The organism is Enterobacter sp. JBIWA008, from assembly GCF_019968765.1.
Classification (GTDB): Bacteria; Pseudomonadota; Gammaproteobacteria; order Enterobacterales; family Enterobacteriaceae; genus Enterobacter.
Genome location: NZ_CP074149.1, coordinates 2,154,668 through 2,176,694 on the forward strand (window position 1 = coordinate 2,154,668; position 22,027 = coordinate 2,176,694).

The 22,027-nt window shown below is 54.1% G+C and carries 24 protein-coding genes; 10 read left to right on the forward strand and 14 right to left on the reverse strand.

Going from position 1 to position 22,027, the window contains the following annotated elements:
- Positions 1–9: 9 nt before the first annotated feature.
- Both sodB and KGP24_RS10535 read right to left on the reverse strand, forming a co-directional pair.
- Positions 10–591, reverse strand: coding sequence for a superoxide dismutase [Fe] (sodB, locus tag KGP24_RS10530; protein WP_223563264.1), 582 nt, complete (start codon positions 589–591; stop codon positions 10–12).
- Positions 592–712: 121 nt separating this feature from the next.
- Positions 713–1,486, reverse strand: a complete 774-nt coding sequence (locus KGP24_RS10535; RefSeq protein WP_223563265.1) for a C40 family peptidase — start codon at positions 1,484–1,486, stop codon at positions 713–715.
- 338 nt (positions 1,487–1,824) lie between these two features.
- Here KGP24_RS10535 and grxD point away from each other — a divergent pair, with 338 nt between their 5' ends.
- Complete coding sequence (gene grxD, locus KGP24_RS10540) at positions 1,825–2,172, forward strand: monothiol glutaredoxin 4 (RefSeq protein ID WP_003832760.1); 348 nt, start codon at positions 1,825–1,827, stop codon at positions 2,170–2,172.
- 43 nt (positions 2,173–2,215) lie between these two features.
- On the opposite strand, the gene rnt is transcribed toward grxD, so the two are convergent.
- The 5 genes from rnt to eptA all read right to left on the reverse strand — a co-directional run bounded on the left by rnt (position 2,216) and on the right by eptA (position 6,887).
- The gene (gene rnt, locus KGP24_RS10545) at positions 2,216–2,866 is read right to left on the reverse strand and encodes a ribonuclease T (protein WP_223563266.1); all 651 of its coding nucleotides are present in this window, start codon (positions 2,864–2,866) and stop codon (positions 2,216–2,218) included.
- A 95-nt stretch (positions 2,867–2,961) separates the two neighbouring features.
- Positions 2,962–3,369 carry a lactoylglutathione lyase gene (gene gloA, locus KGP24_RS10550; protein ID WP_013096923.1) on the reverse strand — a complete coding sequence of 136 codons (408 nt, stop codon included), beginning with the start codon at positions 3,367–3,369 and terminating at the stop codon, positions 2,962–2,964.
- 100 nt (positions 3,370–3,469) lie between these two features.
- Positions 3,470–4,567 carry an alkene reductase gene (locus tag KGP24_RS10555; protein WP_223563267.1) on the reverse strand — a complete coding sequence of 366 codons (1,098 nt, stop codon included), beginning with the start codon at positions 4,565–4,567 and terminating at the stop codon, positions 3,470–3,472.
- Between the two features lie 53 nt (positions 4,568–4,620).
- Entirely contained in the window at positions 4,621–5,220 is a 600-nt protein-coding gene (locus KGP24_RS10560; protein WP_223563268.1) for a TetR/AcrR family transcriptional regulator, read from the reverse strand.
- Between the two features lie 41 nt (positions 5,221–5,261).
- The gene (gene eptA / locus KGP24_RS10565; RefSeq protein ID WP_223563269.1) at positions 5,262–6,887 is read right to left on the reverse strand and encodes a phosphoethanolamine transferase EptA; all 1,626 of its coding nucleotides are present in this window, start codon (positions 6,885–6,887) and stop codon (positions 5,262–5,264) included.
- A 149-nt stretch (positions 6,888–7,036) separates the two neighbouring features.
- On the opposite strand from eptA, the gene KGP24_RS10570 reads away from it, so the two are divergent.
- From KGP24_RS10570 to sodC, 3 genes are all read left to right on the forward strand, one after another.
- Positions 7,037–7,276, forward strand: a complete 240-nt coding sequence (locus KGP24_RS10570; protein WP_023335439.1) for a DUF1289 domain-containing protein — start codon at positions 7,037–7,039, stop codon at positions 7,274–7,276.
- 48 nt (positions 7,277–7,324) lie between these two features.
- The gene (locus KGP24_RS10575) at positions 7,325–8,221 is read left to right on the forward strand and encodes an aldo/keto reductase family oxidoreductase (protein ID WP_223563270.1); all 897 of its coding nucleotides are present in this window, start codon (positions 7,325–7,327) and stop codon (positions 8,219–8,221) included.
- 80 nt (positions 8,222–8,301) lie between these two features.
- On the forward strand, positions 8,302–8,820 hold the full coding sequence (sodC, locus tag KGP24_RS10580) for a superoxide dismutase [Cu-Zn] SodC (protein WP_223563271.1): 519 nt from the start codon (positions 8,302–8,304) through the stop codon (positions 8,818–8,820).
- Here sodC and KGP24_RS10585 read toward each other — a convergent pair.
- Genes KGP24_RS10585 through KGP24_RS10595 form a run of 3 tightly spaced genes read right to left on the reverse strand, consistent with a single transcriptional unit; the run spans position 8,799 to position 11,931 of the window.
- Positions 8,799–10,832 carry an FUSC family protein gene (locus KGP24_RS10585; RefSeq protein ID WP_223563272.1) on the reverse strand — a complete coding sequence of 678 codons (2,034 nt, stop codon included), beginning with the start codon at positions 10,830–10,832 and terminating at the stop codon, positions 8,799–8,801. The genes sodC and KGP24_RS10585 overlap by 22 nt on opposite strands.
- Complete coding sequence (locus KGP24_RS10590; protein ID WP_223563273.1) at positions 10,832–11,692, reverse strand: HlyD family secretion protein; 861 nt, start codon at positions 11,690–11,692, stop codon at positions 10,832–10,834. The genes KGP24_RS10585 and KGP24_RS10590 overlap by 1 nt, the downstream gene beginning before the upstream one ends.
- A gap of 2 nt (positions 11,693–11,694) precedes the next feature.
- Positions 11,695–11,931, reverse strand: a complete 237-nt coding sequence (locus tag KGP24_RS10595) for a DUF1656 domain-containing protein (protein WP_223563274.1) — start codon at positions 11,929–11,931, stop codon at positions 11,695–11,697.
- A 186-nt stretch (positions 11,932–12,117) separates the two neighbouring features.
- Here KGP24_RS10595 and slyA point away from each other — a divergent pair, with 186 nt between their 5' ends.
- Positions 12,118–12,558 carry a transcriptional regulator SlyA gene (gene slyA / locus KGP24_RS10600; RefSeq protein ID WP_032640005.1) on the forward strand — a complete coding sequence of 147 codons (441 nt, stop codon included), beginning with the start codon at positions 12,118–12,120 and terminating at the stop codon, positions 12,556–12,558.
- 37 nt (positions 12,559–12,595) lie between these two features.
- On the opposite strand, the gene KGP24_RS10605 is transcribed toward slyA, so the two are convergent.
- Entirely contained in the window at positions 12,596–13,957 is a 1,362-nt protein-coding gene (locus KGP24_RS10605) for a GGDEF domain-containing protein (RefSeq protein ID WP_223563275.1), read from the reverse strand.
- A gap of 200 nt (positions 13,958–14,157) precedes the next feature.
- The gene (gene slyB / locus KGP24_RS10610; RefSeq protein ID WP_008500578.1) at positions 14,158–14,625 is read right to left on the reverse strand and encodes an outer membrane lipoprotein SlyB; all 468 of its coding nucleotides are present in this window, start codon (positions 14,623–14,625) and stop codon (positions 14,158–14,160) included.
- A 255-nt stretch (positions 14,626–14,880) separates the two neighbouring features.
- Here slyB and anmK point away from each other — a divergent pair, with 255 nt between their 5' ends.
- The 5 genes from anmK to pdxY all read left to right on the forward strand — a co-directional run bounded on the left by anmK (position 14,881) and on the right by pdxY (position 19,463).
- Complete coding sequence (anmK, locus tag KGP24_RS10615) at positions 14,881–16,005, forward strand: anhydro-N-acetylmuramic acid kinase (protein ID WP_223563276.1); 1,125 nt, start codon at positions 14,881–14,883, stop codon at positions 16,003–16,005.
- A 93-nt stretch (positions 16,006–16,098) separates the two neighbouring features.
- Positions 16,099–16,422, forward strand: coding sequence for a C-type lysozyme inhibitor (gene mliC / locus KGP24_RS10620; RefSeq protein ID WP_223563277.1), 324 nt, complete (start codon positions 16,099–16,101; stop codon positions 16,420–16,422).
- 57 nt (positions 16,423–16,479) lie between these two features.
- Entirely contained in the window at positions 16,480–17,136 is a 657-nt protein-coding gene (gene pdxH / locus KGP24_RS10625; RefSeq protein ID WP_024909355.1) for a pyridoxamine 5'-phosphate oxidase, read from the forward strand.
- Between the two features lie 125 nt (positions 17,137–17,261).
- On the forward strand, positions 17,262–18,536 hold the full coding sequence (gene tyrS, locus KGP24_RS10630) for a tyrosine--tRNA ligase (protein ID WP_023335449.1): 1,275 nt from the start codon (positions 17,262–17,264) through the stop codon (positions 18,534–18,536).
- 66 nt (positions 18,537–18,602) lie between these two features.
- The gene (gene pdxY, locus KGP24_RS10635; protein ID WP_223563278.1) at positions 18,603–19,463 is read left to right on the forward strand and encodes a pyridoxal kinase PdxY; all 861 of its coding nucleotides are present in this window, start codon (positions 18,603–18,605) and stop codon (positions 19,461–19,463) included.
- A 60-nt stretch (positions 19,464–19,523) separates the two neighbouring features.
- Here pdxY and gstA read toward each other — a convergent pair whose 3' ends face one another.
- Both gstA and dtpA read right to left on the reverse strand, forming a co-directional pair.
- On the reverse strand, positions 19,524–20,129 hold the full coding sequence (gene gstA, locus KGP24_RS10640; protein WP_223563279.1) for a glutathione transferase GstA: 606 nt from the start codon (positions 20,127–20,129) through the stop codon (positions 19,524–19,526).
- Positions 20,130–20,234: 105 nt separating this feature from the next.
- A complete protein-coding gene (gene dtpA, locus KGP24_RS10645) occupies positions 20,235–21,743 on the reverse strand; it encodes a dipeptide/tripeptide permease DtpA (RefSeq protein WP_223563280.1) in 1,509 nt (502 codons plus the stop codon).
- Positions 21,744–22,027: the final 284 nt, after the last annotated feature.

The window sequence follows — 22,027 nt, forward strand, 5'->3', positions numbered from 1 at the left end:
GCGTGACTTTTACGCGGCGAAGTTCTTCGCGATAAAGTCCCAGTTAACCAGTGCCCAGAAGTGTTCCAGGTAGTTCGGACGCGCGTTGCGGTAATCAATGTAGTAAGCGTGTTCCCATACGTCCACGGTCATCAGCGGCTTAGCGCTGGTGGTCAGCGGGGTGCCCGCGTTTGAGGTGGACACGATAGCCAGTTTGCCATCCGCCTCTTTAACCAGCCACGTCCAGCCAGAACCGAAGTTTTTGATGGCTGCATCGGTAAATTTCGCTTTGAAATCCGCGAAGCTGCCAAATGCGGCATTAATAGCGGTAGCCAGTTCACCGGTAGGTTCACCGCCGGCATTCGGCGCCAGGCAGTGCCAGTAGAAGGTGTGGTTCCACACCTGAGCCGCGTTGTTAAAGACACCACCCTCTGAGCTGCGGACGATCTCTTCCAGCGTTTTGCCTTCAAAATCGGTGCCTTTGATCAGATTGTTCAGGTTGGTGACGTACGTCTGGTGATGCTTGCCGTAATGATATTCCAGGGTTTCCGCAGAAATGTGCGGTGCCAGGGCGTCTTTTGCATACGGTAGTGCAGGTAATTCGAACGACATTGCTTCTCTCCTTATTGTATTTTGCGTTGTCAATAACCACACAGACAACATGGACAGAATAGCAAATTGAAAGAGTATGCAAAAGAGGAACTTACCCCGCCACGGATGTGGCAGGGTAAGGTTAGCGAATGGTTTTCGGCGTCATCACGCGGCGCGCGCCGACGTAGTGGCGTACCCAGTAGTCTTCACTGAGAGAGGTGATCTGAATATCCTGGCCGCTACGTGGAGACTGGATGAATTTGCCGTTGCCTATATAGACGCCGACGTGGTCAGCCGTGCCGCGACCCTGAGTGCGGAAGAATACCAGATCGCCGTTTTCCAGTTCACCGCGGTCAACCGGTGAAGCATCCCGCAGGTGGTACATCTCATTGGCGGTACGAGGAATGCGGAATTTGACCAGATCTTTATAGGCGTAATAGACGAGGCCGCTGCAGTCAAACCCGGTACGCGGCGAGCTGCCACCCCAGTGATAAGGTTTGCCAATCTGCCCCATCAGTTTGTTCATCGCGGTCTTTTGCGCTTTCTGTACGCGCACTTTATGCACTTCCGCTATTTTCGTGACCTTCGTGCATTTCGCCTTGTGGCCTTTACGCGTGATGCATTTTTCGGTAACGAGGTTAGCGGCGGTTTGCGAAGCTTTACTTTTAGCGGAGTGGGCAGTGCGGGAAGGTTTTGTTTTCGTCTTGCTGGAAGCGGTCTGTTTCGTCTGAGCCGGTGTTTTTTTCTTGTCGTTCTTAGCGGTGGTTTTTTTCTTACGTTCTGTGGCTTTCACCAGATGGTTTTTTTGTACAGCAGAATGCCGCGCCTGCTGAGAGGCGTTTGCCACTGGCGTGAAAGTGAGTGAAGTAAACAGTAAAGCACAGAGCGTGATCGAGATTTTATTTATCCGCGCCACTGGGCAGTCCCCTGATAAATGCAGGTCATCAATAATACCCGCGTGTGATTTACAAAGCCCGTCGATTCTAATCTATAAAAACCCGGAAAGTTAATAGCATTTTTCAATCTTCAATCGTGTTTCGTTAGCAAGTGCAAAAAAATTCATCGTTCTGTCACACATTTGCCCACTCCCTAAGTAAAACCCTGACCGCCGCAGGGGTAAACACCATTTGCAATGCAACTTTTCGTGACTCGGGGTAGAATGTATAAACGTGACAAAAATGTTATTTTCCGATGCCAGTCTGACCCGCTACAATGTCAGACGAATGCCGTAACAGAAGTTAAAGGAAGCAAGACATGAGCACCACTATTGAAAAAATCCAGCGCCAGATCGCTGAAAACCCGATTCTGCTGTATATGAAAGGTTCTCCGAAGCTGCCAAGCTGCGGCTTCTCCGCACAAGCGGTTCAGGCGCTGTCTGCCTGTGGTGAGCGTTTTGCCTACGTTGATATCCTGCAGAACCCGGACATCCGCGCTGAGCTGCCTAAGTACGCTAACTGGCCGACTTTCCCGCAGCTGTGGGTTGACGGTGAGCTGGTTGGCGGCTGCGATATCCTGATTGAAATGTATCAGCGCGGCGAACTGCAGCAGCTGATCAAAGAGACGGCGGCGAAGTACAAAACTGAAGAGCCGGACGCAGAGTAATTTTCTGCGCGAATAAAAAGCGACCTGATAAGGTCGCTTTTTTTTATTCTTCGCTGTTGCCAATCGGCAGCGGCCAGCCGCCCAGACGCTTCCAGCGGTTGACGATCTCACAGAACAGCTCTGCGGTACGCTCAGTGTCATACAGCGCGGAGTGCGCCTGTGTACCGTCGAACGGAATGCCAGCCGTAATACAGGCCTTTGATAACACCGTTTGTCCCAGCGCCAGGCCGCTCAGCGCGGCGGTATCAAAGGTGACAAAAGGGTGGAAGGGGTTGCGTTTGAGCGCGGCGCGCTCCGCTGCAGCCATGGTAAAGCTGTGATCGAAGGTGGCGTTATGGGCCACCATGATGGCACGGCTGCAGTTACTCTCTTTCATGCCTTTACGCACCATTTTAAAAATGGCGTGCAGCGCATCATATTCACTGACTGCACCACGCAGCGGATTATGCGGATCGATACCGTTAAACGCCAGCGCTTCCGGCTGTAAGTTTGCCCCTTCAAAAGGTTCAACGTGGAAATGCAGCGTGGTGTCCGGTGTAAGCCAGCCCTGTTCATCCATCTTCAGCGTGATGGCGGCAATTTCGAGCAGCGCATCGGTTTTAGCGTTAAATCCGGCTGTTTCTACATCTATGACAACGGGATAAAAACCACGAAAACGGTCGCACAGACCGCTAAATTGAGCGTTATCGGACATCAGGGTCTCTTACAAGGGGAAAAAGCTGAGCGCATTATGGCAAATTTTGCAGGGTGATGCAGTAAAACTACGGGCGCATGTTGCGCCCTGAGGGATCAGTTGCCCAGACCGCGACCCGCGTCTTTGGCTTCAATCAACTCGATTTTGTAACCGTCCGGATCTTCCACGAACGCAATTACGGTCGTGCCGCCTTTTACCGGGCCCGCTTCACGCGTGACGTTACCGCCGTTGCTGCGAATACGCTCACACGCTTCGGCCGCGTTGTCCACTTCGAGCGCGATGTGGCCGTAGGCGGTGCCCAGCTCATAGCTGTCTACGCCCCAGTTGTAGGTCAGCTCGATCACCGCTTCATCCGTTTCCGGGCCGTAACCCACGAACGCCAGCGAGTATTTGTATTCCGGGTTTTCGCTGGTGCGCAGCAGCTTCATGCCCAGCACGTTAGTGTAGAAATCAATGGAACGTTGCAGATCGCCAACGCGCAGCATGGTGTGAAGTAGGCGCATAATTTCCTCATTAACCAATGAAATAGACTGTCTTTTTGAACAGAAACGATGTTTTAGTATAGCGGCGAAGTATCGCCGCTATCAATGAACAATGGCGAGATTACAGAGAAGGGTAGTCGGTGTAGCCTTCCGCGCCGCCGCCGTAGAAGCTTTCCGGGCGCTGCGGGTTCAGCGCCGCCTTTTTCTGCAGACGGACAACCAGATCCGGGTTGGCAATGTAGTCGCGGCCAAACGCCACGGCATCGATCAGTCCTTTGCCGATCAGGTCTTCGGCTTTCTCTGGGGTATAAGCCCCTGCACCGATGATCACCCCGTGGAAACGCTCGCGCACCTTCTGACGGAAAGCGTCCGTGTAAGGCTTACCGCCAGCCCAGTCCGGCTCTGACATGTGCAGATAAGCGATGCCACGTTTAGCCAGCTCTTCGATCAGGTACAGGGCATCTGCTTCTTCGTTCGGACCGTTGTCGACGTTCTGGAAAGAACCGATTGGGGAGACACGGATCCCGATACGATCCGGACTCCACTCCTGGCATACGGCGTCAACCACTTCCAGTACCAGGCGAGCGCGGTTTTCGACGCTGCCGCCGTACTGGTCGGTGCGATGGTTAGACGACGGTGACAGGAACTGGTGCAGCAGATAGCCATGGGCGGAGTGCAGCTCAATCAGGTCAAAACCGGCTTCACGGGCGTTGGCCACGGCCTGGCGGAAGTCATTCACGATACCCGGGATCTCATCCAGCTCAAGCGCGCGCGGCATAGAGGTATCCACGCGGATTGCATTGCCGTTTTCATCACGCAGGGAAGTACGGGTATTTGCGCTCAGGGCCGAAGCGGAGACCGGTGCCTGGCCGCCAGGCTGAATGCTGCTGTGAGAGATACGACCGGTATGCCACAGCTGGACCGCAATGCGACCCTCTTCAGCGTGAACGCCCGCGGTGATTTTCTTCCATGCGGCGATCTGTTCCGGGCTGTGAAGACCCGGCGCACCCGCATAACCCTTAGCCTGCGCAGAAATCTGTGTGGCTTCCGTTATGATCAGGCCAGAGCTTGCGCGCTGACGATAGTATTCACCCATCAGTGGGGTTGGGATGTCACCCGGCTCAATGCTGCGCAGACGGGTAAGCGGAGCCATAAATACGCGGTTCGGCGCCGTGACGGTACCCACTTTCAATGGGGTAAATAATTTTTCAGCTGACATAAAGACTCCTGAGTAGACCAGTCGACTAGTGATAGGGTAAATAAAAACGCCTGCTATACGCCAGGCGCAGTAATACTGATTTTCACATGTGCCAGCGCGCTTTCCAGCGGCACGGCACTGCGCGAAATTTTTGCCTGCAGGTTAGCGCCTAGCCAGAGCGCATATAACACCTGCGCCTGGGTTAGCGGTTCGCCGGAAAAGGCCAGCGTTTTTTCATCGCGGCCTTTCTCCAGCGCCTGGGCCAGCAGGGCGATAACGCCGCGGGCACCTTTATCCATCGCCGTGCGCATATCTTCAGAAAGATCGCACACTTCTGCAGACAGTTTGACCGTCAGGCATCCGCTGATAATGCCCTGCTGACAGAACTGGTTCAGCGTTTCCTGATAGTAGTTCAGAACACGATCCCGATAGTTACCTTCACCCGAGCAAAAGTGGGTCGCCAGACGCTGGTGGTAGCCAGCATAATGACGCTCCAGCATTGCCACGCCAAAAGCCTCCTTGGACCGGAAGTAGTGATAAAACGACCCCTTCGGTACCTCGGCGGTTTTTAAAAGCTCGCTCAACCCCATACCGGTGAACCCGCGATGCATGCAAAGTTGCTCGCCGGTCGCCAGTAAATGTTCGCGGGTATCGTGTTCAGTATTTCTGCTCATGGCCGAACTCTAATAGACCGTTCGGTCTAATGCAAGCGAGTTTACTTCCGACATGCGCTCAGGATATCCAGCTGCTGTTGATAAACCGTTGATTTCACGTCCATCATACCCAGCACGGTTGAGAACAAATTGTCCTGAGAAACCGCATTTTTTGCTGCATGGTCACGCAAACACTGTTCGTTGATGCCAAAGTTTTTCGCGTAATCCGGTGACAGCCAGAACATAAACGGAATATGCGTTTGCTGCTCCGGCGCCAGCATGTACGGCGTGCCGTGCAGATAAATACCGCTTTCACCCAGTGATTCACCATGATCTGAGAGATAAATCAGCGCGGTGTTCATGCTCGACTGGCGCGCCTTCAGCGCATCAATGGTTTTGCTCACCATACTGTCGGTGTAGAGGATGGTATTGTCATAGGTATTCATCAGCGCCTGATGGTCGCAATCCTGAATTTCATTGGTATCGCAGGTCGGGGTGAATTTCCGGAAATTGTCCGGGTAACGGCGATAGTATGCCGGACCGTGGCTCCCCATCAGGTGGATAACCAGCACCGTATCTTGCTTGACGCCATCCAGCACGTTGTCCAGACGGTAGAAATTCACGTCGTCAATACAGGATTTGTCTTTGCAGAACTGATTCAGCTGCCACTGCGTCATGTCGGTATGGGGTACGCGATCGCAGGCACCTTTACAGCCGCCGTCGTTGTCGCGCCACAGCAGGTTGATACCCGCATGCTTGAGCACGTCGAGCAGTCCTTCGCGATGGTGAGCCAGGTCTGCATCGTATTTGCTGCGCGTCATGCCGGAGAACATGCACGGAACGGAAACCGCGGTTTCAGTGCCGCATGAGGAGGCCTGCGGGAAGTTAATCACATCCTGCTTTTTCAGCTCCGGGTTGGTTTCGCGCCCGTAACCATTCAGGGAGTAGTTTGCCGCGCGCGAGGCTTCGCCGACGACAAGAACCAGAACGGTTTTCTTTTGTTGACCGGTAATCAGTGGCCCTTTATGGGCATCTTCACCAATGCGCACCAGCGTTTGATCGCCGGCAAACCAGCGCATCTTGCTGTACTTCACCACGGCGCTGACATAGTTCGCCGGAGTGACCATTTTGACGATGCTTTTGTTGTTGCGAAACAGCGACGCGTAATCTTTATAAAACACGGCTGCTATCAGGATAATCACCAGCAGGGCACCAAGCATCGCGGCAACGCGCGTGAGCAGTGCATACCACCATTTCCCGGTACGAATGCGGGTCAGCGCCAGCACCACCGAGGGCACGAGGCCTGCGATAACAATCCACAGAATCATCTGCGGGGTCACCAGGGCAGTCGCTTCCTGAGAGTTGGTTTCGAACACGTTCACAATCATATTCTGATCGATCACCGCGCCGTAGGCATACATAAACCAGGTCGCGGCCGCGCAACCCAGCGTCAACACGATCAGCAGCGGCTTACGGATATAGGGGATATTAAGCAGGCTAAAGACAATCACCCAGCCGCAAAACAGCACCAGCGGTACGGAGGCGGCAAAGAGGAAGTCGTGCAGATGAACTGGGCCGATAATGGCCCAGCTGCGCTGGATAAACAGCCCGTTGATTAGCGTAAAGAAGAGAGCACAGCCCAGAGTAAATTTTATGTCGTTACATTGTAACTTTTTGATTAACCACATCGATCGGTAAACCTGTTATTGTCATGATGGGCCGAGTATAAAGAGGGAAGATTAGTGAAACCTTAATACCATAAATCTGTGGTACAGGCCTTGCACGTGACGCGTTTAGCGTCTTCACTGTAGGTGAGAGTAGCTATCTGGAGGTGAGTGTGGCAGAGCAGCTGGAGTTTTTCCCTATCCAGAGCCCGTGCCGGGGTATTTGTCAGGTGGATGAACGCGGATATTGCCGCGGGTGCATGCGTACCCGTGACGAGCGTTTTAACTGGCAAAACTTTAGCGACACGCAAAAGCAGGAAGTGCTACGCCTATGTCGACAGCGCTTTCTGCGCAAAATACGCGCAAACAAAGCGGGTGAGACCGAAGAACCCCAGCAACCTTCACTTTTTTAACACGGTAATTGCGTATACTCATGACATCACGTCCTTGAGGAAAATGTTATGGTTCAGCGAATTACCCTTGCCCCCCAGGGGCCAGTATTCTCCCGTTTTGTAATGGGCTACTGGCGCCTGATGGACTGGAATATGTCCCCCCTCCAGCTGGCGAATTTTATTGAAGAGCACCTCGATTTAGGCGTTACCACGGTCGATCATGCGGATATTTACGGTGGCTACCAGTGCGAGGCCGCGTTTGGCGAGGCGCTCAAGCTGGTTCCGGTACTTCGCGATCGCATGGAGATTGTCACTAAATGCGGCATTGCCACCACGGCGAAACCTGAACACGCCCTCGGTCATTACATCACCGACAGCGCGCATATCATCAAGAGCGCTGAGCAGTCGCTGGTCAATCTGGCGACCGATCGTATTGACCTGCTGTTAATCCACCGCCCCGACCCGCTGATGGATGCCGATGAGGTGGCCGAAGCCTTCCTGAACCTGCACCAGAGCGGGAAAGTGCGTCACTTCGGCGTGTCTAACTTTACCCCGGCACAGTTTGCGCTGCTTCAGTCGCGTCTGCCGTTTACCCTGGCCACTAACCAGGTAGAGATCTCCCCGGTACACCAGCCGCTGCTGCTGGATGGTACCCTCGATCAGATGCAGCAGCTGCGCATTCGCCCGATGGCCTGGTCCTGCCTGGGGGGAGGACGTTTGTTCAATGATGATGAATTCCAGCCGCTGCGTAATGAGCTTGAAACCATCGCCCGCGAACTGAACGCGGAGAGTATCGAACAGGTGGTTTACGCGTGGATCCTGCGCCTGCCGTCAAAACCGCTGCCGATTATCGGTTCCGGCAAAATTGAACGCGTGCGTTCTGCGCTGGCGGCAGAAGAGCTGCAGATGACCCGTCAACAGTGGTTCCGCATTCGCAAGGCCGCCCTGGGTTACGACGTGCCATAAATCGTCAAAAGATGACTTCCCGGTGAAATCTTTGCCCCTGATATACACTTAAGGGGCAAAAAATAACCCGCGGAGGTCATATGAAGCGTTTTGCTCTGGCAATGGTCACGCTGGTTGTTTGCGCAGGTGCGCAGGCAGCCAGCGACGAAGTGGAAATGAATCTCGTCACCTCTCAGGGTGTGGGTCAGTCCATCGGAACGGTGAAAATTACTGAAACCGACAAAGGACTGGAGTTCGCCCCCAACCTCAAAGCCCTCCCTCCCGGTGAACATGGCTTCCATGTTCATGCCAAAGGCAGCTGTCAGCCTGCTCTAAAAGAAGGTAAACCGTCGGCGGCGGAAGCGGCAGGAGGGCACCTCGATCCGCAGCATTCCGGCAAGCATGAAGGCCCGGATGGAATGGGGCATTTAGGCGATCTGCCTGTGCTGGTGGTGAATAACGACGGTAAAGCCACCGATCCCGTCGTCGCGCCGCGCCTGAAAAAGTTGGATGAGGTGAAAGGCAAAGCGCTGATGATCCATGTCGGCGGCGACAATATGTCCGATCGGCCTAAACCCCTTGGCGGTGGCGGGGCGCGCTATGCGTGCGGCGTCATCTGATCCCCAATCGTTCCCGGGGACGGTGCCTGTTCGAGCTGCGAGAGCGAGCAGTGCAGGCGCCAGATTATCGAGGCCAAATCACGGGCTGCGGGCAGATGATGCTGTGCAAGCGTGTCGCAGATCCGCTGCAGTTCATTCAGCATGGTTTCCAGCGGCCTCTGCTGGACACCTCGCTCACTCATCACGTCGCGCAGCAGGGAGATGCAAACATCACGAACCTGCGACAGCGGATCGGAACGCGTTTCCCACGCGCGAAGCTGCCAGACTACGTGCGAGCAGTTCAACAGCACCACGCCCCAGCGCAGCAGCCAGCGCCGGGACAGCGCGTCCTGGCTGTTATTCAGCTGGCTGACGTGATGATAAACCAGCGATTCATACTCTTTTTCGCTCAGATGCGGTTTACGACTGAGCTGGTCGACAAATCCTCTGCGTAACTCCCGGATATGCCTGCGGCTTTTGCGGGCATCGGAGCCGGGACGCAACACGGCGAATGCCAGCCATGCCAGCCCCACGCCCAGGATCTTCGCCAGATTGTCATTAAGAAAATCGGCGTAATCATAAACCGGTGGATTCGTCACGGAGATAAACGAGCCCATAAAGACAATCAGCTGTCCCCAGAGGCCCGCCAGTTTAGGCATTTGCAGTTTCAGAAGCTGCATAGTAGTCAACAGGGGAAACAGAAACAGCAGGAACTGCCACAGATCGCTTATCTGCACCATCAGGCCAAACTTCACCACAAAACTGAACAACGACAGCAGCACTAGCGTGCGCAGCAGGAGCGTAAGCGAGTTGAACGGCGATGCCGCGACGGAGTAAAGCACGCAGCTGATGGCGGCAAGCGTCAGGGCCGCCGTACCTGACTCCCACTGCGTCGTAATGCTCCACGCGCCCACCAGCATCAGCGCACAGAAGGTGCGAAAACCGCTCCACAGCGCTTCCAGATAGTCGGTATGGCGTGCAAGTGCCGGGCTGCCGGGGACGTTAAACTCCGTCAAAGGGGTCGCATTTTCGACAGCCGTAATCCAGCGGCTGCTGCGCAGGTACAGACGGCAGAAGTAATTCAGACGCTGCCAGAAGGCGCGATGGCGGTAGTCGTACTCATCAACCGGGGCGAGCGGAGCGATAATCCTTGCCACGGTATAGATGTCCGTATCCGGTCGCGCAAGGGTCGCGAGCAGCGTTTCAATCACTGCACGGGTATTTTCAGGCGGCGTCGGCCAGTTGAGCAGCATCCGACGCAGGCTGGAGATGGCGCTGGTCATGCGCAGCTGCTGGTGCAGCAAATAGTTAAGCAGGGTGTTCTGGCGGCGAAAGCGGTAGTGGCTCCAGAACGCCTGAATACGCAACAGATTCATGGTCAGAATCTGCCCGATAACCTTTTCATGCGCGAGGCGGATATCGTCGCTGGTATCCGGTTGCCACAGCAGGCTAGCGTGTTCGAGTAACCGGGTATGCATGGTTTTTAGCGCAGTGATGAGCGCGGTGCCGTCGGAGGTGCTGGGAAGAATCATCATCATGAAGCCGCCGCTGAGGATCCCGACAATCACTTCACAGACGCGCGCCTGAGCGATATCCCACAGCTCGGTGGTGTCGAGCACGTTAACCACCGGAAAGGCAATAATGGCGGCGGTATAGCCCGCCAGCTGGAAAGCGTAGGCGACGTTATTGGTAAAATGGGCGCATGCCCAGGTACAGTATCCCAGCCATGCCGCCATGCTCAGCAGGAACAGCCACGGATCGTTCAGCGTATGGCCGGCGATAATTAACGCCGCGGTGGCCCCCAGCAGGCTGCCTGCGATACGGCCAAGGCTTTTACTGATAACCCCGCCTACCGTTGGAAAACTTACCACCGCCGCAGACGTCATCGCCCAGTAGGGCTCATCCAGATTCAGGTAATAAGCCACAGTCAGTGCAAGACACATGGCAATGCCATTACGCAGCGCGTAGCGCCACTGGGGAGGCGTCGCTTTCATCCACGGCGTATTTTGCCAGAAGAGCGCCTGCAGCTTCATTAACGGGTCCCGATGGAGACAGTGCAGGTTGTGCCGGACACCAGGGTAATGTCCTGCGGCAAACGGTCAAACTCCACGCGAACTGGTACGCGCTGAGCCAGACGCACCCAGGGTACGTTCGGCTTTATGTCCGGTACCAGCCCTGAATCCGTTTCAACGCTTTGATCGTAAATGGCGCGCCCAATGCTGGATACGTGACCCTGTAACTTCTGCGAGCCGCTGTAAAGGGTTATCGCGGCTGGCGACCCCTCGCGAATATGCCGAAGCTTGGTTTCTTCGAAATAGCCCACGACGTAGAAGGAGTGGCTGTCGACGAGGGCGAATATCGGTTGTCCCGTGGTGGCATAATTCCCCACGCGAGCCGAGAGGTTGGTCACCCACCCGTCGACAGGTGCCGTAATCACTGTTTGAGTCAGTTGCCACTGCGCCTGCTTCAGCGTCGCCTCCGCCACGTTGACGTTAGCCTGCATCGCCTTAACGTTGATATTGGCGGTATCTAAATCTTCTGCTGAGATGTAGTTTTGCGACAGGTGGCGGCGGCGGTTGGCCTCGTTGTTGGCCTTTGCCAGATCCGACTGGGCTTTCGCCAGTTGCGCCTGGGCGTTCAGAATGGCTATGTGGTACGGGGTGTCGTCGATACGGAATAAAATGTCTCCCTTTTTGACGAACTGGTTATCCTTAACCAACAGCGTCGTAATACTTCCCGACACCTGAGGGGTAATGCTGACCTGCTCAGCGCGAACTTTGCCGTCACGCGTCCAGGGCGACTGCATATAAAAATTCCACATCCACCAGCCCGCAACCAGCGCGAAGGCAAGGACAAGCAGAGTTGAAAAGTACTTTAGGGTTTTCAGGGACATATTTACCACACAGTCAAAACGGCCAGGCCCAGGCATACGGAAAGGGCAAACAGGGAAAGATCCATCAGCATGGGATGCCAGATTTCGCCGGAGTACATCCAGTCGCGAAGCAGACGATGCGCGATGAGCCAGAGCATAAAGCCCACCAGAACGGCCTTAAACAGGGGCGGAAAGTAGACTGACGCACCGAAGACCAGGTCCTGAAGGGGTAAACCCTCTGAGCGATGAAAAAACGTCACGGGGAGAAATCCTCTGCAGTGAACAGAATGCCGCGTTGGCTTGTCTTAGTATGATGAAGCATCACAATTCAGTGTAAGTCATACTTTTAAGTTGGATGAATGCAGTATTGCATTTGTTTTGGCAATACAAATGCTGCACACTATTCTAAAATCAGTATAATAACTTAGCAAGCTAATTATAAGGAGATGAAATTGGAATCGCCATTAGGTTCTGATCTGGCAAGGTTGGTACGCGTCTGGCGTGCTCTGATTGACCATCGCCTGAAACCTCTGGAACTCACACAGACGCATTGGGTCACGCTGCACAACATTCATCAGCTGCCGCCCGATCAGTCGCAGATTCAACTGGCAAAAGCGATAGGGATTGAGCAACCGTCGCTTGTGCGCACGCTTGACCAGCTGGAAGATAAGGGGTTGATCTCGCGGCAAACCTGCGCCAGCGATCGTCGCGCCAAGCGGATTAAACTCACCGAGAAAGCAGCGCCTATCATCACGGAGATGGAAGCCGTGATCACCAAGACGCGCGGTGAAATCCTGTCAGGCGTTTCACCGGCGGAGCTGGAAATGCTTATCAGCCTCATTGCTCGCCTTGAGCAAAATATCCATGAGCTGCAGTCGCGTGACTGATAAACACCGGGGCCTTGCAGCAGCAAGGCCTTTTTTTTTACTTAAAGACGACTACACGGTTACGGCCTGTCTCCTTCGCTTCATACATCGCCTTATCGGCATTTTCCACGCACGCTTCTGCGGCTATTGTTGGTGACGTTGCCGTAAACACCCCCATGCTGATGGTGATTGGTTCCGGTAGTTGACCGCCGCTGCTGGTGTTATCAAAGCTGCTCAGATTTAAGCGTATGCGTTCAGCCACCTGGTACGCCGCGTCTGATGAGGTGTTGGTCAGCATCAGAACAAACTCCTCACCACCTATACGGGCTGCGATGTCCTGCGGACGTACGGAATCCATTAGCATGTTAGCGACAAACTGCAGGACTTTGTCGCCCTGCAGATGTCCGTAGGTGTCATTGATACGCTTGAAGCGATCGAGATCGCTGATGATGACGGAAACAGGACTGCTGGGTTTGGCGATATCCAGCGCCTGCTTTAATGATTCATAAAAATAACTGCGGTTATAAAGGCGCGTGAGCGGGTCGCGAATTGAGTTCTGGTAGGACTGCTGATACTTGACGTGCGAGTCGCGATACAGCCTGAAAACATCGTAGAGCAGAACAAAAATGAGCAGCAGCGTGGCGAAAGTTTCAAATAAGCGGGCGCGATACCAGGAGACATCTTCGACATTTCCCCCCGCTAACAGCATTGTGAGTGTGACGATATAGCAAACGCACAGAAAATTACCGCCCACCCAGAATAAATTGCGAATGCGCGTAATAAACATCAGCGTGCCTAATGTCACCACCCAGAGAGCAATTAATGCAATATTAATGAAATGGCTCCAGAGAACCATAAACTCACGGGTCTCATTATCAACAAGATCAATGGATAAAAAGGAAGAGTGACTGGAATACATCCAGGCCAACCCTAATGTAAAGGCGGTAAAGAAAAATTCGCCGCTCACAATAGCGATATGCGCCAGCCGTGAAAGGGGACAATTGCGCGTGGTATAGAGTATTGCCGAAACGATTATTAGTACAGCCATTAGGAGATGGCGGAACATATAGAAGATCATCGCATCGTTGTAGTTCACAGCGTTGAACTGATAGAGGTCCAGCCAGGCGGGAAAGCAGGACAGCGTTCCGACCATCAGCGATGCCGATCCGGCAAAGGCAAAAGCAATCGCTACCAGATATAACCGTTTTCGGTCACACCAGTATTTCATTGCCATAAAGAAGGCAACAAACAGGTTAAACACCAGTAAAAAAATGGTGAGCGTAGGGAACAAATGAGACGAGAAAGTAGGAACCCATTCGGCAATTTTTGAAAATAGGGCGTGTAATATGCCGATGACAGCAATACAGCCCAGACAGAACGAGATATAACGACCCGTTACAGAACGATGATTCGAAAACATATACGTTTTTTAATGGCTTTGTAATGAATTAAGGTGAGGTAATTACGAAGAGTTTAATCAATTAGCGCGCTAAATACCTTGCGCAGAAACAATATATGGCGTGGTTAATAATGGGTGGGGCGAATGTATTTTGTAAATATATTTGTGTGGATGATATATAATGTAAGAGGATGTGGCCAGAACGCCACATCCTCTTTTAATTAACGTGGAGAAACGGTCACCTGACTTCCGTTGCTTGCCAGAACAACGCGCTGGCCTGCAGAGAAGCGAGTGCTGCCTTGTTTCTGTACAACCATGATAGTGCTGCCATCGTCTTTACGAATTTCCAGCTCTACCCCCTGGGTTTTGTTCATTGCACCCTGAACGCCCTGGCCGGCTACACCACCCGCAACGGCGCCTGCGGCCGTTGCCAGGGAGCGGCCAGTGCCACCGCCGACGGTATTACCCAGGAAACCACCCAGCACAGCACCGCCGATTGCGCCCATCACGTTGTTTTCATCTCCACCCTGGATCTGTACAGGGCGCGCGTTAACAACGGTACCGTAAGTCACGTTCTGAACCTGTTTCGCTTCAGAAGCGCTGTAAACGTCGCCAGAAAGTGAACTGTCATTCACACAGCCAGCCAGAGTTAAACCAATCAACGAAACGCCCAGTACACGTAAAATCATTTGAATCTCCTGTTCACCCAAAACGCCCGATTGGGGGCATCCGTTATGGCTAAATTATATGGCATAAGGGGCCATAGTTCATATCTTTGCACTAACAATAAGAAAATTGTACTTGAATTTGACTTAACGAGACATAAACAGAGTCCGCCTGTGTCACCCGTCTGACATTGTTAAAAAATATTATTGCCAGATGGCAAAGCTGCGCCGTTTATGGTTCAGTGGATATCCTTAGCCCACGCAACGTAAGGAAAGCGCATGAAATCGGGTCGCTACATTGGTGTGATGTCAGGCACCAGTCTGGATGGGGTAGATGTCGTTCTGGCCGCTATTGACGAAAACATGGTGGCGCAGCAGGCGAGCCTGACCTGGCCAATCCCCATTTCACTGAAAGAGGATATTCTGAGTATCTGTCAGGGGCAGCAGCTGACCCTCTCCCAGCTTGGGCAGCTTGATGTTCGCCTGGGGGCGCTGTTTGCGGATGCGGTACAGGCTTTAATGCAAAAAGAACATCTTCGCCCGCAGGACGTGGTGGCCATCGGGTGTCACGGACAAACGGTCTGGCATGAACCCGGCGGTGATGCCCCCCATACCCTGCAAATCGGCGATAATAACCAGATTGTGGCGAAGACAGGCGTGACGGTGGTTGGCGATTTCCGTCGTCGCGATATCGCCCTTGGCGGACAGGGCGCGCCCCTGGTACCTGCGTTCCATCAGGCGTTACTGGCGCACCCTTCAGAACGCCGCATGGTGCTCAACATCGGTGGGATTGCCAATCTGTCGATGCTCATCCCGGGACAGCCCGTCCGCGGCTACGATACCGGCCCGGGCAATATGTTAATGGATGCCTGGATCTGGCGGCAGTGCGGACAACCGTATGATAAAAACGCGGAGTGGGCGAGCGGTGGGAAAGTGATTCTTCCGTTGCTGCAGTCGATGTTAAGCGATCCTTATTTTGCCCTTCCGGCCCCTAAGAGTACGGGGCGTGAATACTTCAACTTTGGCTGGCTTGAGCGCCAGTTGGCGTCATTCCCGGCGCTCGCGCCGCAGGATGTCCAGGCGACGCTTGCCGAGCTCACTGCCGTGTCGATCTCCGAACAGGTTCTGCTCAGCGGCGGTTGTGAACGCCTGCTGGTATGCGGCGGGGGAAGCCGCAACCCGCTGGTGATGGCGCGTCTTGCGGGGCTACTGCCGGGTACTGAAGTGACCACGACTGATGAGGCCGGCATCAGCGGGGATGACATGGAGGCGCTGGCCTTCGCCTGGCTCGCCTGGCGCACCATTGCCGGACTGCCGGGCAACCTGCCGTCGGTAACCGGTGCACGTGAGGCGAGCGTCCTCGGGGCGATTTTCCCGGCAAATCCTCGTCATAATCAGAGTTAACTGAAATTCAGCGCGGCGCGTCATCGCTAGAATGGAACGAAACAGGAGGGCAGCTATGCCCTCCAGGACCAGGAAAGTCTTCGGAATACGCCCATGAAAAAAATTCTTCTTATTGCCGCGCCTTTATTGCTGTCAGGATGCAGCGTCTATAACCAGCTCCTCGAGCGCATGCAGACCGATACGCTGGAGTATCGCTGCGATGAAAAACCGCTGACCGTCAAGCTGAATAACCCACGCCAGGAAGCCAGCTTTGTTTTCGATAATAAATTGCTGACGCTGAAGCAGGGGATGTCAGCCTCCGGCGCACGTTATTCCGACGGTATCTACGTCTTCTGGTCGAAAGGCGACAGCGCCACGGTCTACAAACGCGACCGCATTGTGCTGAACAATTGCCAGCTCGAAAATCCGAAGCGTTGAGATTTTTACAGGGGCGGCGCACAATAGCGTCACCCACTCTCAATGTCAGCTAACGCCATGTCAGATAACGACGAACTGCAGCAAATTGCGCATCTGCGCCGTGAATACACTAAAGGCGGCCTGCGTCGCCAGGATCTTCCTGCTGAACCCCTCGTACTTTTTGAACGCTGGCTGAAACAGGCCTGCGAAGCCAAACTTGCCGACCCAACCGCCATGGTTGTCGCGACGGTAGATGAAAACGGGCAACCGTATCAGCGCATCGTATTGCTCAAGCATTATGACGAGAAAGGGCTGGTGTTCTATACCAACCTCGGCAGCCGCAAGGCGCACCATCTGGAAAACAATCCGCGAATCAGCCTGTTGTTCCCCTGGCACATGCTGGAACGCCAGGTAATGGTCACCGGCAAGGCGGAACGTCTCTCGACGCTGGAAGTGGTGAAGTATTTCCACAGCCGCCCGCGTGATAGCCAGATCGGCGCCTGGGTATCAAAACAGTCCAGTCGAATTTCTGCCCGCGGCGTGCTGGAAAGTAAATTCCTGGAGCTGAAGCAGAAGTTCCAGCAGGGTGAAATTCCTCTGCCAAGTTTCTGGGGCGGGTTCCGCATCCCGATTGAGCAGATGGAGTTCTGGCAGGGGGGCGAACATCGCCTGCACGACCGCTTTTTATACCAGCGCGAGAATGGCGGCTGGAAAATTGACAGACTGGCACCGTAATCCCCGAAATTTGTTGATTTAAGCGCTAGCGCACACCGCGCTTGCGCTTTATTCTATGGTCCTTTCGCATCAGGCGAAAAGTCGTGTACCGGCAAAGGTGCAGTCGTTTATACATGGAGAATTTGATGGCAAGCAGTAACTTGATTAAACAATTGCAAGAGCGGGGCCTCGTGGCCCAGGTGACGGACGAGGAAGCGTTAGCAGAGCGACTGGCGCAAGGCCCGATCGCGCTCTATTGCGGCTTCGATCCCACCGCTGACAGCTTGCATTTGGGGCATCTTGTTCCATTGTTATGCCTGAAACGCTTCCAGATGGCGGGCCATAAGCCTGTTGCGCTGGTGGGCGGCGCGACCGGTCTGATTGGTGACCCAAGCTTTAAAGCCGCTGAGCGTAAACTGAATACCGAAGATACCGTGCAGGAGTGGGTGGATAAGATCCGCAAGCAGGTTGCACCGTTCCTCGACTTCAACTGTGGCGATAACGCCGCGATTGCCGCGAACAACTACGACTGGTTTGGCAGCATGAACGTGCTGACCTTCCTGCGCGACATCGGCAAGCACTTCTCTGTTAACCAGATGATTAACAAAGAGGCTGTGAAGCAGCGTCTGAACCGGGACGACCAGGGTATCTCCTTTACCGAGTTCTCCTACAACCTGCTGCAGGGTTATGACTTTGCCTGCCTGAACAAACTGCACGGTGTTTCCCTGCAGATTGGCGGTTCCGATCAGTGGGGTAACATCACCTCCGGTATCGACCTTACCCGTCGTCTGCACCAGAATCAGGTCTTCGGTCTGACCGTTCCGCTGATCACCAAAGCAGACGGCACCAAATTTGGTAAAACCGAAGGCGGCGCGGTATGGCTCGATCCGAAGAAAACCAGCCCGTACAAATTCTACCAGTTCTGGATCAACACGGCTGATGCCGATGTTTACCGCTTCCTGAAGTTCTTCACCTTTATGGACATTGAAGAGATCAACGCGCTGGAAGAAGAAGACAAAAACAGCGGTAAAGCACCGCGCGCCCAGTACGTGCTGGCGGACGAAGTGACCAAACTGGTTCACGGTGAAGAAGGTCTGGCCGCGGCAAAACGTATTACCGCAAGCCTGTTCAACGGTACCCTGAGCGATCTGAGCGAAGCGGACTTCGAGCAGCTGGCGCAGGACGGCGTGCCGATGGTTGAGATGGAAAAAGGAGCTGACCTGATGCAGGCGCTGGTGGACTCTGAGCTACAGCCTTCCCGCGGTCAGGCGCGTAAAACCATCGCGTCTAACGCTATCACCATCAATGGTGAGAAACAGGCCGACCCGGAATACACCTTCGTTGACGGTGACCGCCTGTATGGGCGCTACACGCTGCTGCGTCGCGGCAAGAAAAACTACTGTCTTGTCTGCTGGAAATAATTAACAGTCTCCAGGGGCGTGGGAAACCACGCCCCTTTTGTTTTTTCAGGGTTTGGTAAGAAAAAAATGAAGAACATCCTCGCCATTCAGTCCCACGTTGTTTTTGGACACGCTGGCAATAGCGCCGCGGAATTCCCGATGCGTCGTCTCGGTGTCAACGTCTGGCCCCTTAATACCGTGCAGTTCTCTAACCACACGCAGTACGGCAAATGGACCGGCTGCGTAATGCCGCCTTCGCACCTCACCGAGGTTGTGCAGGGGATTGCCGATATCGACCAGCTTAAACGCTGTGACGCCGTGCTGAGCGGCTACCTGGGCTCAGCGGAGCAGGGGGAGCATATCCTCGGCATCGTACGCCGGGTGAAAGCCGCAAACCCGGCGGCAAAATATTTCTGCGACCCCGTCATGGGCCATCCGGAAAAAGGCTGTATCGTGGCGCCAGGCGTCGCAGAGTTTCACGTCCGCCACGCGCTGCCCGCCAGCGATATCATTGCGCCAAACCTGGTCGAACTCGAAATTCTCTGCGAGCGTCCGGTTAACAGCGTAGAAGAGGCGGTAAGCGCGTCTCGCGAACTGATCGCTCAGGGGCCTGAGGTTGTGCTGGTAAAACATCTCGCCCGTGCAGGGCTGAGTCAGGACCGTTTTGAGATGCTTCTGGTGACGAAAGATGACGCCTGGCATATTAGCCGCCCGCTGGTGGATTTCGGCCTGCGCCAGCCGGTTGGGGTCGGAGATGTCACAAGCGGTCTGCTGTTGGTGAAATTACTGCAAGGCGCAACGATGCGCGACGCGCTGGAGCACGTTACTGCAGCGGTGTACGAAATCATGATTGCGACGAAAGAGATGCAGGAATATGAACTGCAGGTGGTTGCGGCACAGGATCATATCGCTAAGCCGGAGCACTATTTCAGCGCAACCCGGTTATAGCTGGCCAAAACTTGTAGGCCGGGTGAGCGTTAGCGCCACCCGGCAACACCGGCCGCTCGGTTAGTTCAACCCTTCCGCTTTCAGCGCCGCAGCCACTGCAGGACGCTCTGCCACGCGTTTCATATACGATGCGATATGGTCTAACCCTTCCAGATTCAGCTTAACCGCGCGCGCCCAGCGCAGCACGGTAAACAGATACGCATCGGCAATCGTGAAGCGCGACCCGCCAATCCACTGATCGTCTTTCAGCGATTCGTTAACGTACTGCAGCTTTTTCTCAAGAAGCGCACGCAGGGTCGGTTTGAACTCCTCTGGCGTATCCGGGCGGAACAGCGGCGTAAATCCTTTGTGCAGTTCGGTCGCAATATAGTTCAGCCATTCCAGCGTCTTATAGCGAGAAATGGTACTAACCGGTGCCAGCAGCTGGCGATCGGGTACGCTATCGGCCAGGAACTGCATAATTGCGACGCCTTCGGTCAGCAGAGTACCGTCATCCAGCAAGAGCGCCGGAACTTGTCCCTTGGGGTTAATGGCAAGAAAATCATCGCCATTTTCCAGACGCTTTTTCATCAGATCAACGCCATCCAGCGTGAAATCTTTGCCGCTCTCGCGCAGGGTGATATGGGAAGCAAGAGAGCACGCGCCCGGTTTGTAGAACAGTTTCATCGGTAACTCCTTTTTGCTGAGGTTTCAGCTATGTTAGTGCGCCAACGGACAAAAAAAAAGCCGCTAATGCATTAGCGGCTTCTGTTCAGTCGTTTCTCAATAATCTTACGCGGTAGCGGTGTTGGTCGCTTTAGCGGTTTTATCGTCGTCCTGAGTCATACGATTCAGTTTCGGCGCGGTCAGCAGCATCAGTACCGCGATCACTGCTGTCGCGATACCAATCTGCATGAACACGGTACCGTAGACGTTCAGGGAGACCAGTGGGTCAGTGACGTTTTCAGGCACAGCCATCAGGTTCGCAATTTTACCCGCAATGATTGCCGCACCGGCAGTGGTCAGGAACCAGCTACCCATAATGAAGCCCATCAGACGCTGCGGCACCAGCTGTGCAACCATCGCCAGACCCAGACCGGAGATCATCAGTTCGCCGATAGACTGCAGCGCGTAGCTCAGGATCAGCCAGTTAACGGACACGATACCTGCGTCGGTGGCAAATTTGGTACCCAGCGGCAGCACCAGGAACGCGCCGGAACACAGCACCATACCGATGGCGAACTTGTGCGGCATTGGCAGACGGTCACCCATCTTGTTATAGATAGCGGCCAGAATCGGGCTACCAATCATGATCCAGAACGGGTTCAACGCCTGATACTGTTCCGGCTCGAACGCGATGCCCAGAATTGAGTGCTCAACGTTACGAATGGCGAAGAAATTCAGTGAGGTTGGCATCTGGCTGTACAGCACGAAGAAGATAATCGCTTCCAGCATCAGAATGAACGCCACAATCATCTTGCGACGGGCAGCACCCTGCATGGCGAACGCTTCCTTCGCAAAGATGACCACGATGCCCAGCGCAACCACGCCCAGAACGGCACGTGCGATACCCTGGTTGTGCAGCAGCCAGGTGGCGATTGCCGCGAGGACAACAACACCCACGATGGTGGCCAGCAGTTTGCCCATATGCACAGGCTCGAAGTCAGGTTTTGAACCGTAGTCTTTAACCCAGCTGCGGCAGAACAGGAAGTTCACCACGGTGATCAGCATACCCACGAAGCTCAGTGCAAACGCCACGCTCCAGCCGAATTTCGCCGCAAGCCATGGGGTTGCCAGCATCGAGAAGAACGAACCGATGTTGATGGACATGTAGTACATGGTAAATGCACCGTCCAGGCGCGGATCGTCTTTGTTATAACAGGTAGAGAGCAGGGAGGACGGGTTCGCTTTGAACAGACCGTTACCGACTGCAATCGTCGCCATACCCATATACACGACAGCGGCATCATGCCCTGACCATGCAACCAGACCATAGCCAATAGCCAGGACAATGGCGCCCAACATGATGACGCGTTTAGTCCCGAGAACTTTATCGCCCAGCCAGCCGCCAATAGCGACCAGACCGTACACCAGAGCACTGAAGGAAGAGAACAGGGTGATGGAATCGGCTTCGGACATACCCAGCTGTTTCACCAGGTAAACCGCCATAATCCCTTGCAGGCCGTAATAACCAAAACGCTCCCATAACTCGATAGAGAAGATGAGATAGAACGCTTTAGGCTGTTTAAAAGCGTTAAGACTCACGCTTTCATCTGTTGGTTTATTGTTTGCAGTCGACACATATACCTCTTTTTTTACATCCCATATTAACGGGGGTGTTCATAGCGTGATGGCCGTAGTCCATACGCCTTATAGTTATATTGGGAGGAGAAACGGCGGGTAATGTTCACTATCCTGCCGCGTCTGGCAATACGTTTGTAATAATCTGTTACATATAACTGCAGTGGTATAATCGTCGGTTCATATAAATGTTATTCAGCGTTAAATTTCATACGATGATTAAAGGTAGTTTTTTCGACTGGCAATAACCCTCCCTGACCGGCTTTTGGCGATATGTTCTGCTA

Coding starts and splice junctions, on each gene's coding strand:
- sodB (WP_223563264.1), bottom strand. CDS start 591: ATGTCGTTCGAATTACCTGCACTACCGTATGCAAAAGACGCCCTGGCA.
- grxD (WP_003832760.1), top strand. CDS start 1,825: ATGAGCACCACTATTGAAAAAATCCAGCGCCAGATCGCTGAAAACCCG.
- rnt (WP_223563266.1), bottom strand. CDS start 2,866: ATGTCCGATAACGCTCAATTTAGCGGTCTGTGCGACCGTTTTCGTGGT.
- gloA (WP_013096923.1), bottom strand. CDS start 3,369: ATGCGCCTACTTCACACCATGCTGCGCGTTGGCGATCTGCAACGTTCC.
- KGP24_RS10555 (WP_223563267.1), bottom strand. CDS start 4,567: ATGTCAGCTGAAAAATTATTTACCCCATTGAAAGTGGGTACCGTCACG.
- KGP24_RS10560 (WP_223563268.1), bottom strand. CDS start 5,220: ATGAGCAGAAATACTGAACACGATACCCGCGAACATTTACTGGCGACC.
- eptA (WP_223563269.1), bottom strand. CDS start 6,887: ATGTGGTTAATCAAAAAGTTACAATGTAACGACATAAAATTTACTCTG.
- KGP24_RS10575 (WP_223563270.1), top strand. CDS start 7,325: ATGGTTCAGCGAATTACCCTTGCCCCCCAGGGGCCAGTATTCTCCCGT.
- sodC (WP_223563271.1), top strand. CDS start 8,302: ATGAAGCGTTTTGCTCTGGCAATGGTCACGCTGGTTGTTTGCGCAGGT.
- KGP24_RS10585 (WP_223563272.1), bottom strand. CDS start 10,832: ATGAAGCTGCAGGCGCTCTTCTGGCAAAATACGCCGTGGATGAAAGCG.
- KGP24_RS10590 (WP_223563273.1), bottom strand. CDS start 11,692: ATGTCCCTGAAAACCCTAAAGTACTTTTCAACTCTGCTTGTCCTTGCC.
- slyA (WP_032640005.1), top strand. CDS start 12,118: ATGAAATTGGAATCGCCATTAGGTTCTGATCTGGCAAGGTTGGTACGC.
- KGP24_RS10605 (WP_223563275.1), bottom strand. CDS start 13,957: ATGTTTTCGAATCATCGTTCTGTAACGGGTCGTTATATCTCGTTCTGT.
- slyB (WP_008500578.1), bottom strand. CDS start 14,625: ATGATTTTACGTGTACTGGGCGTTTCGTTGATTGGTTTAACTCTGGCT.
- anmK (WP_223563276.1), top strand. CDS start 14,881: ATGAAATCGGGTCGCTACATTGGTGTGATGTCAGGCACCAGTCTGGAT.
- mliC (WP_223563277.1), top strand. CDS start 16,099: ATGAAAAAAATTCTTCTTATTGCCGCGCCTTTATTGCTGTCAGGATGC.
- pdxH (WP_024909355.1), top strand. CDS start 16,480: ATGTCAGATAACGACGAACTGCAGCAAATTGCGCATCTGCGCCGTGAA.
- tyrS (WP_023335449.1), top strand. CDS start 17,262: ATGGCAAGCAGTAACTTGATTAAACAATTGCAAGAGCGGGGCCTCGTG.
- pdxY (WP_223563278.1), top strand. CDS start 18,603: ATGAAGAACATCCTCGCCATTCAGTCCCACGTTGTTTTTGGACACGCT.
- gstA (WP_223563279.1), bottom strand. CDS start 20,129: ATGAAACTGTTCTACAAACCGGGCGCGTGCTCTCTTGCTTCCCATATC.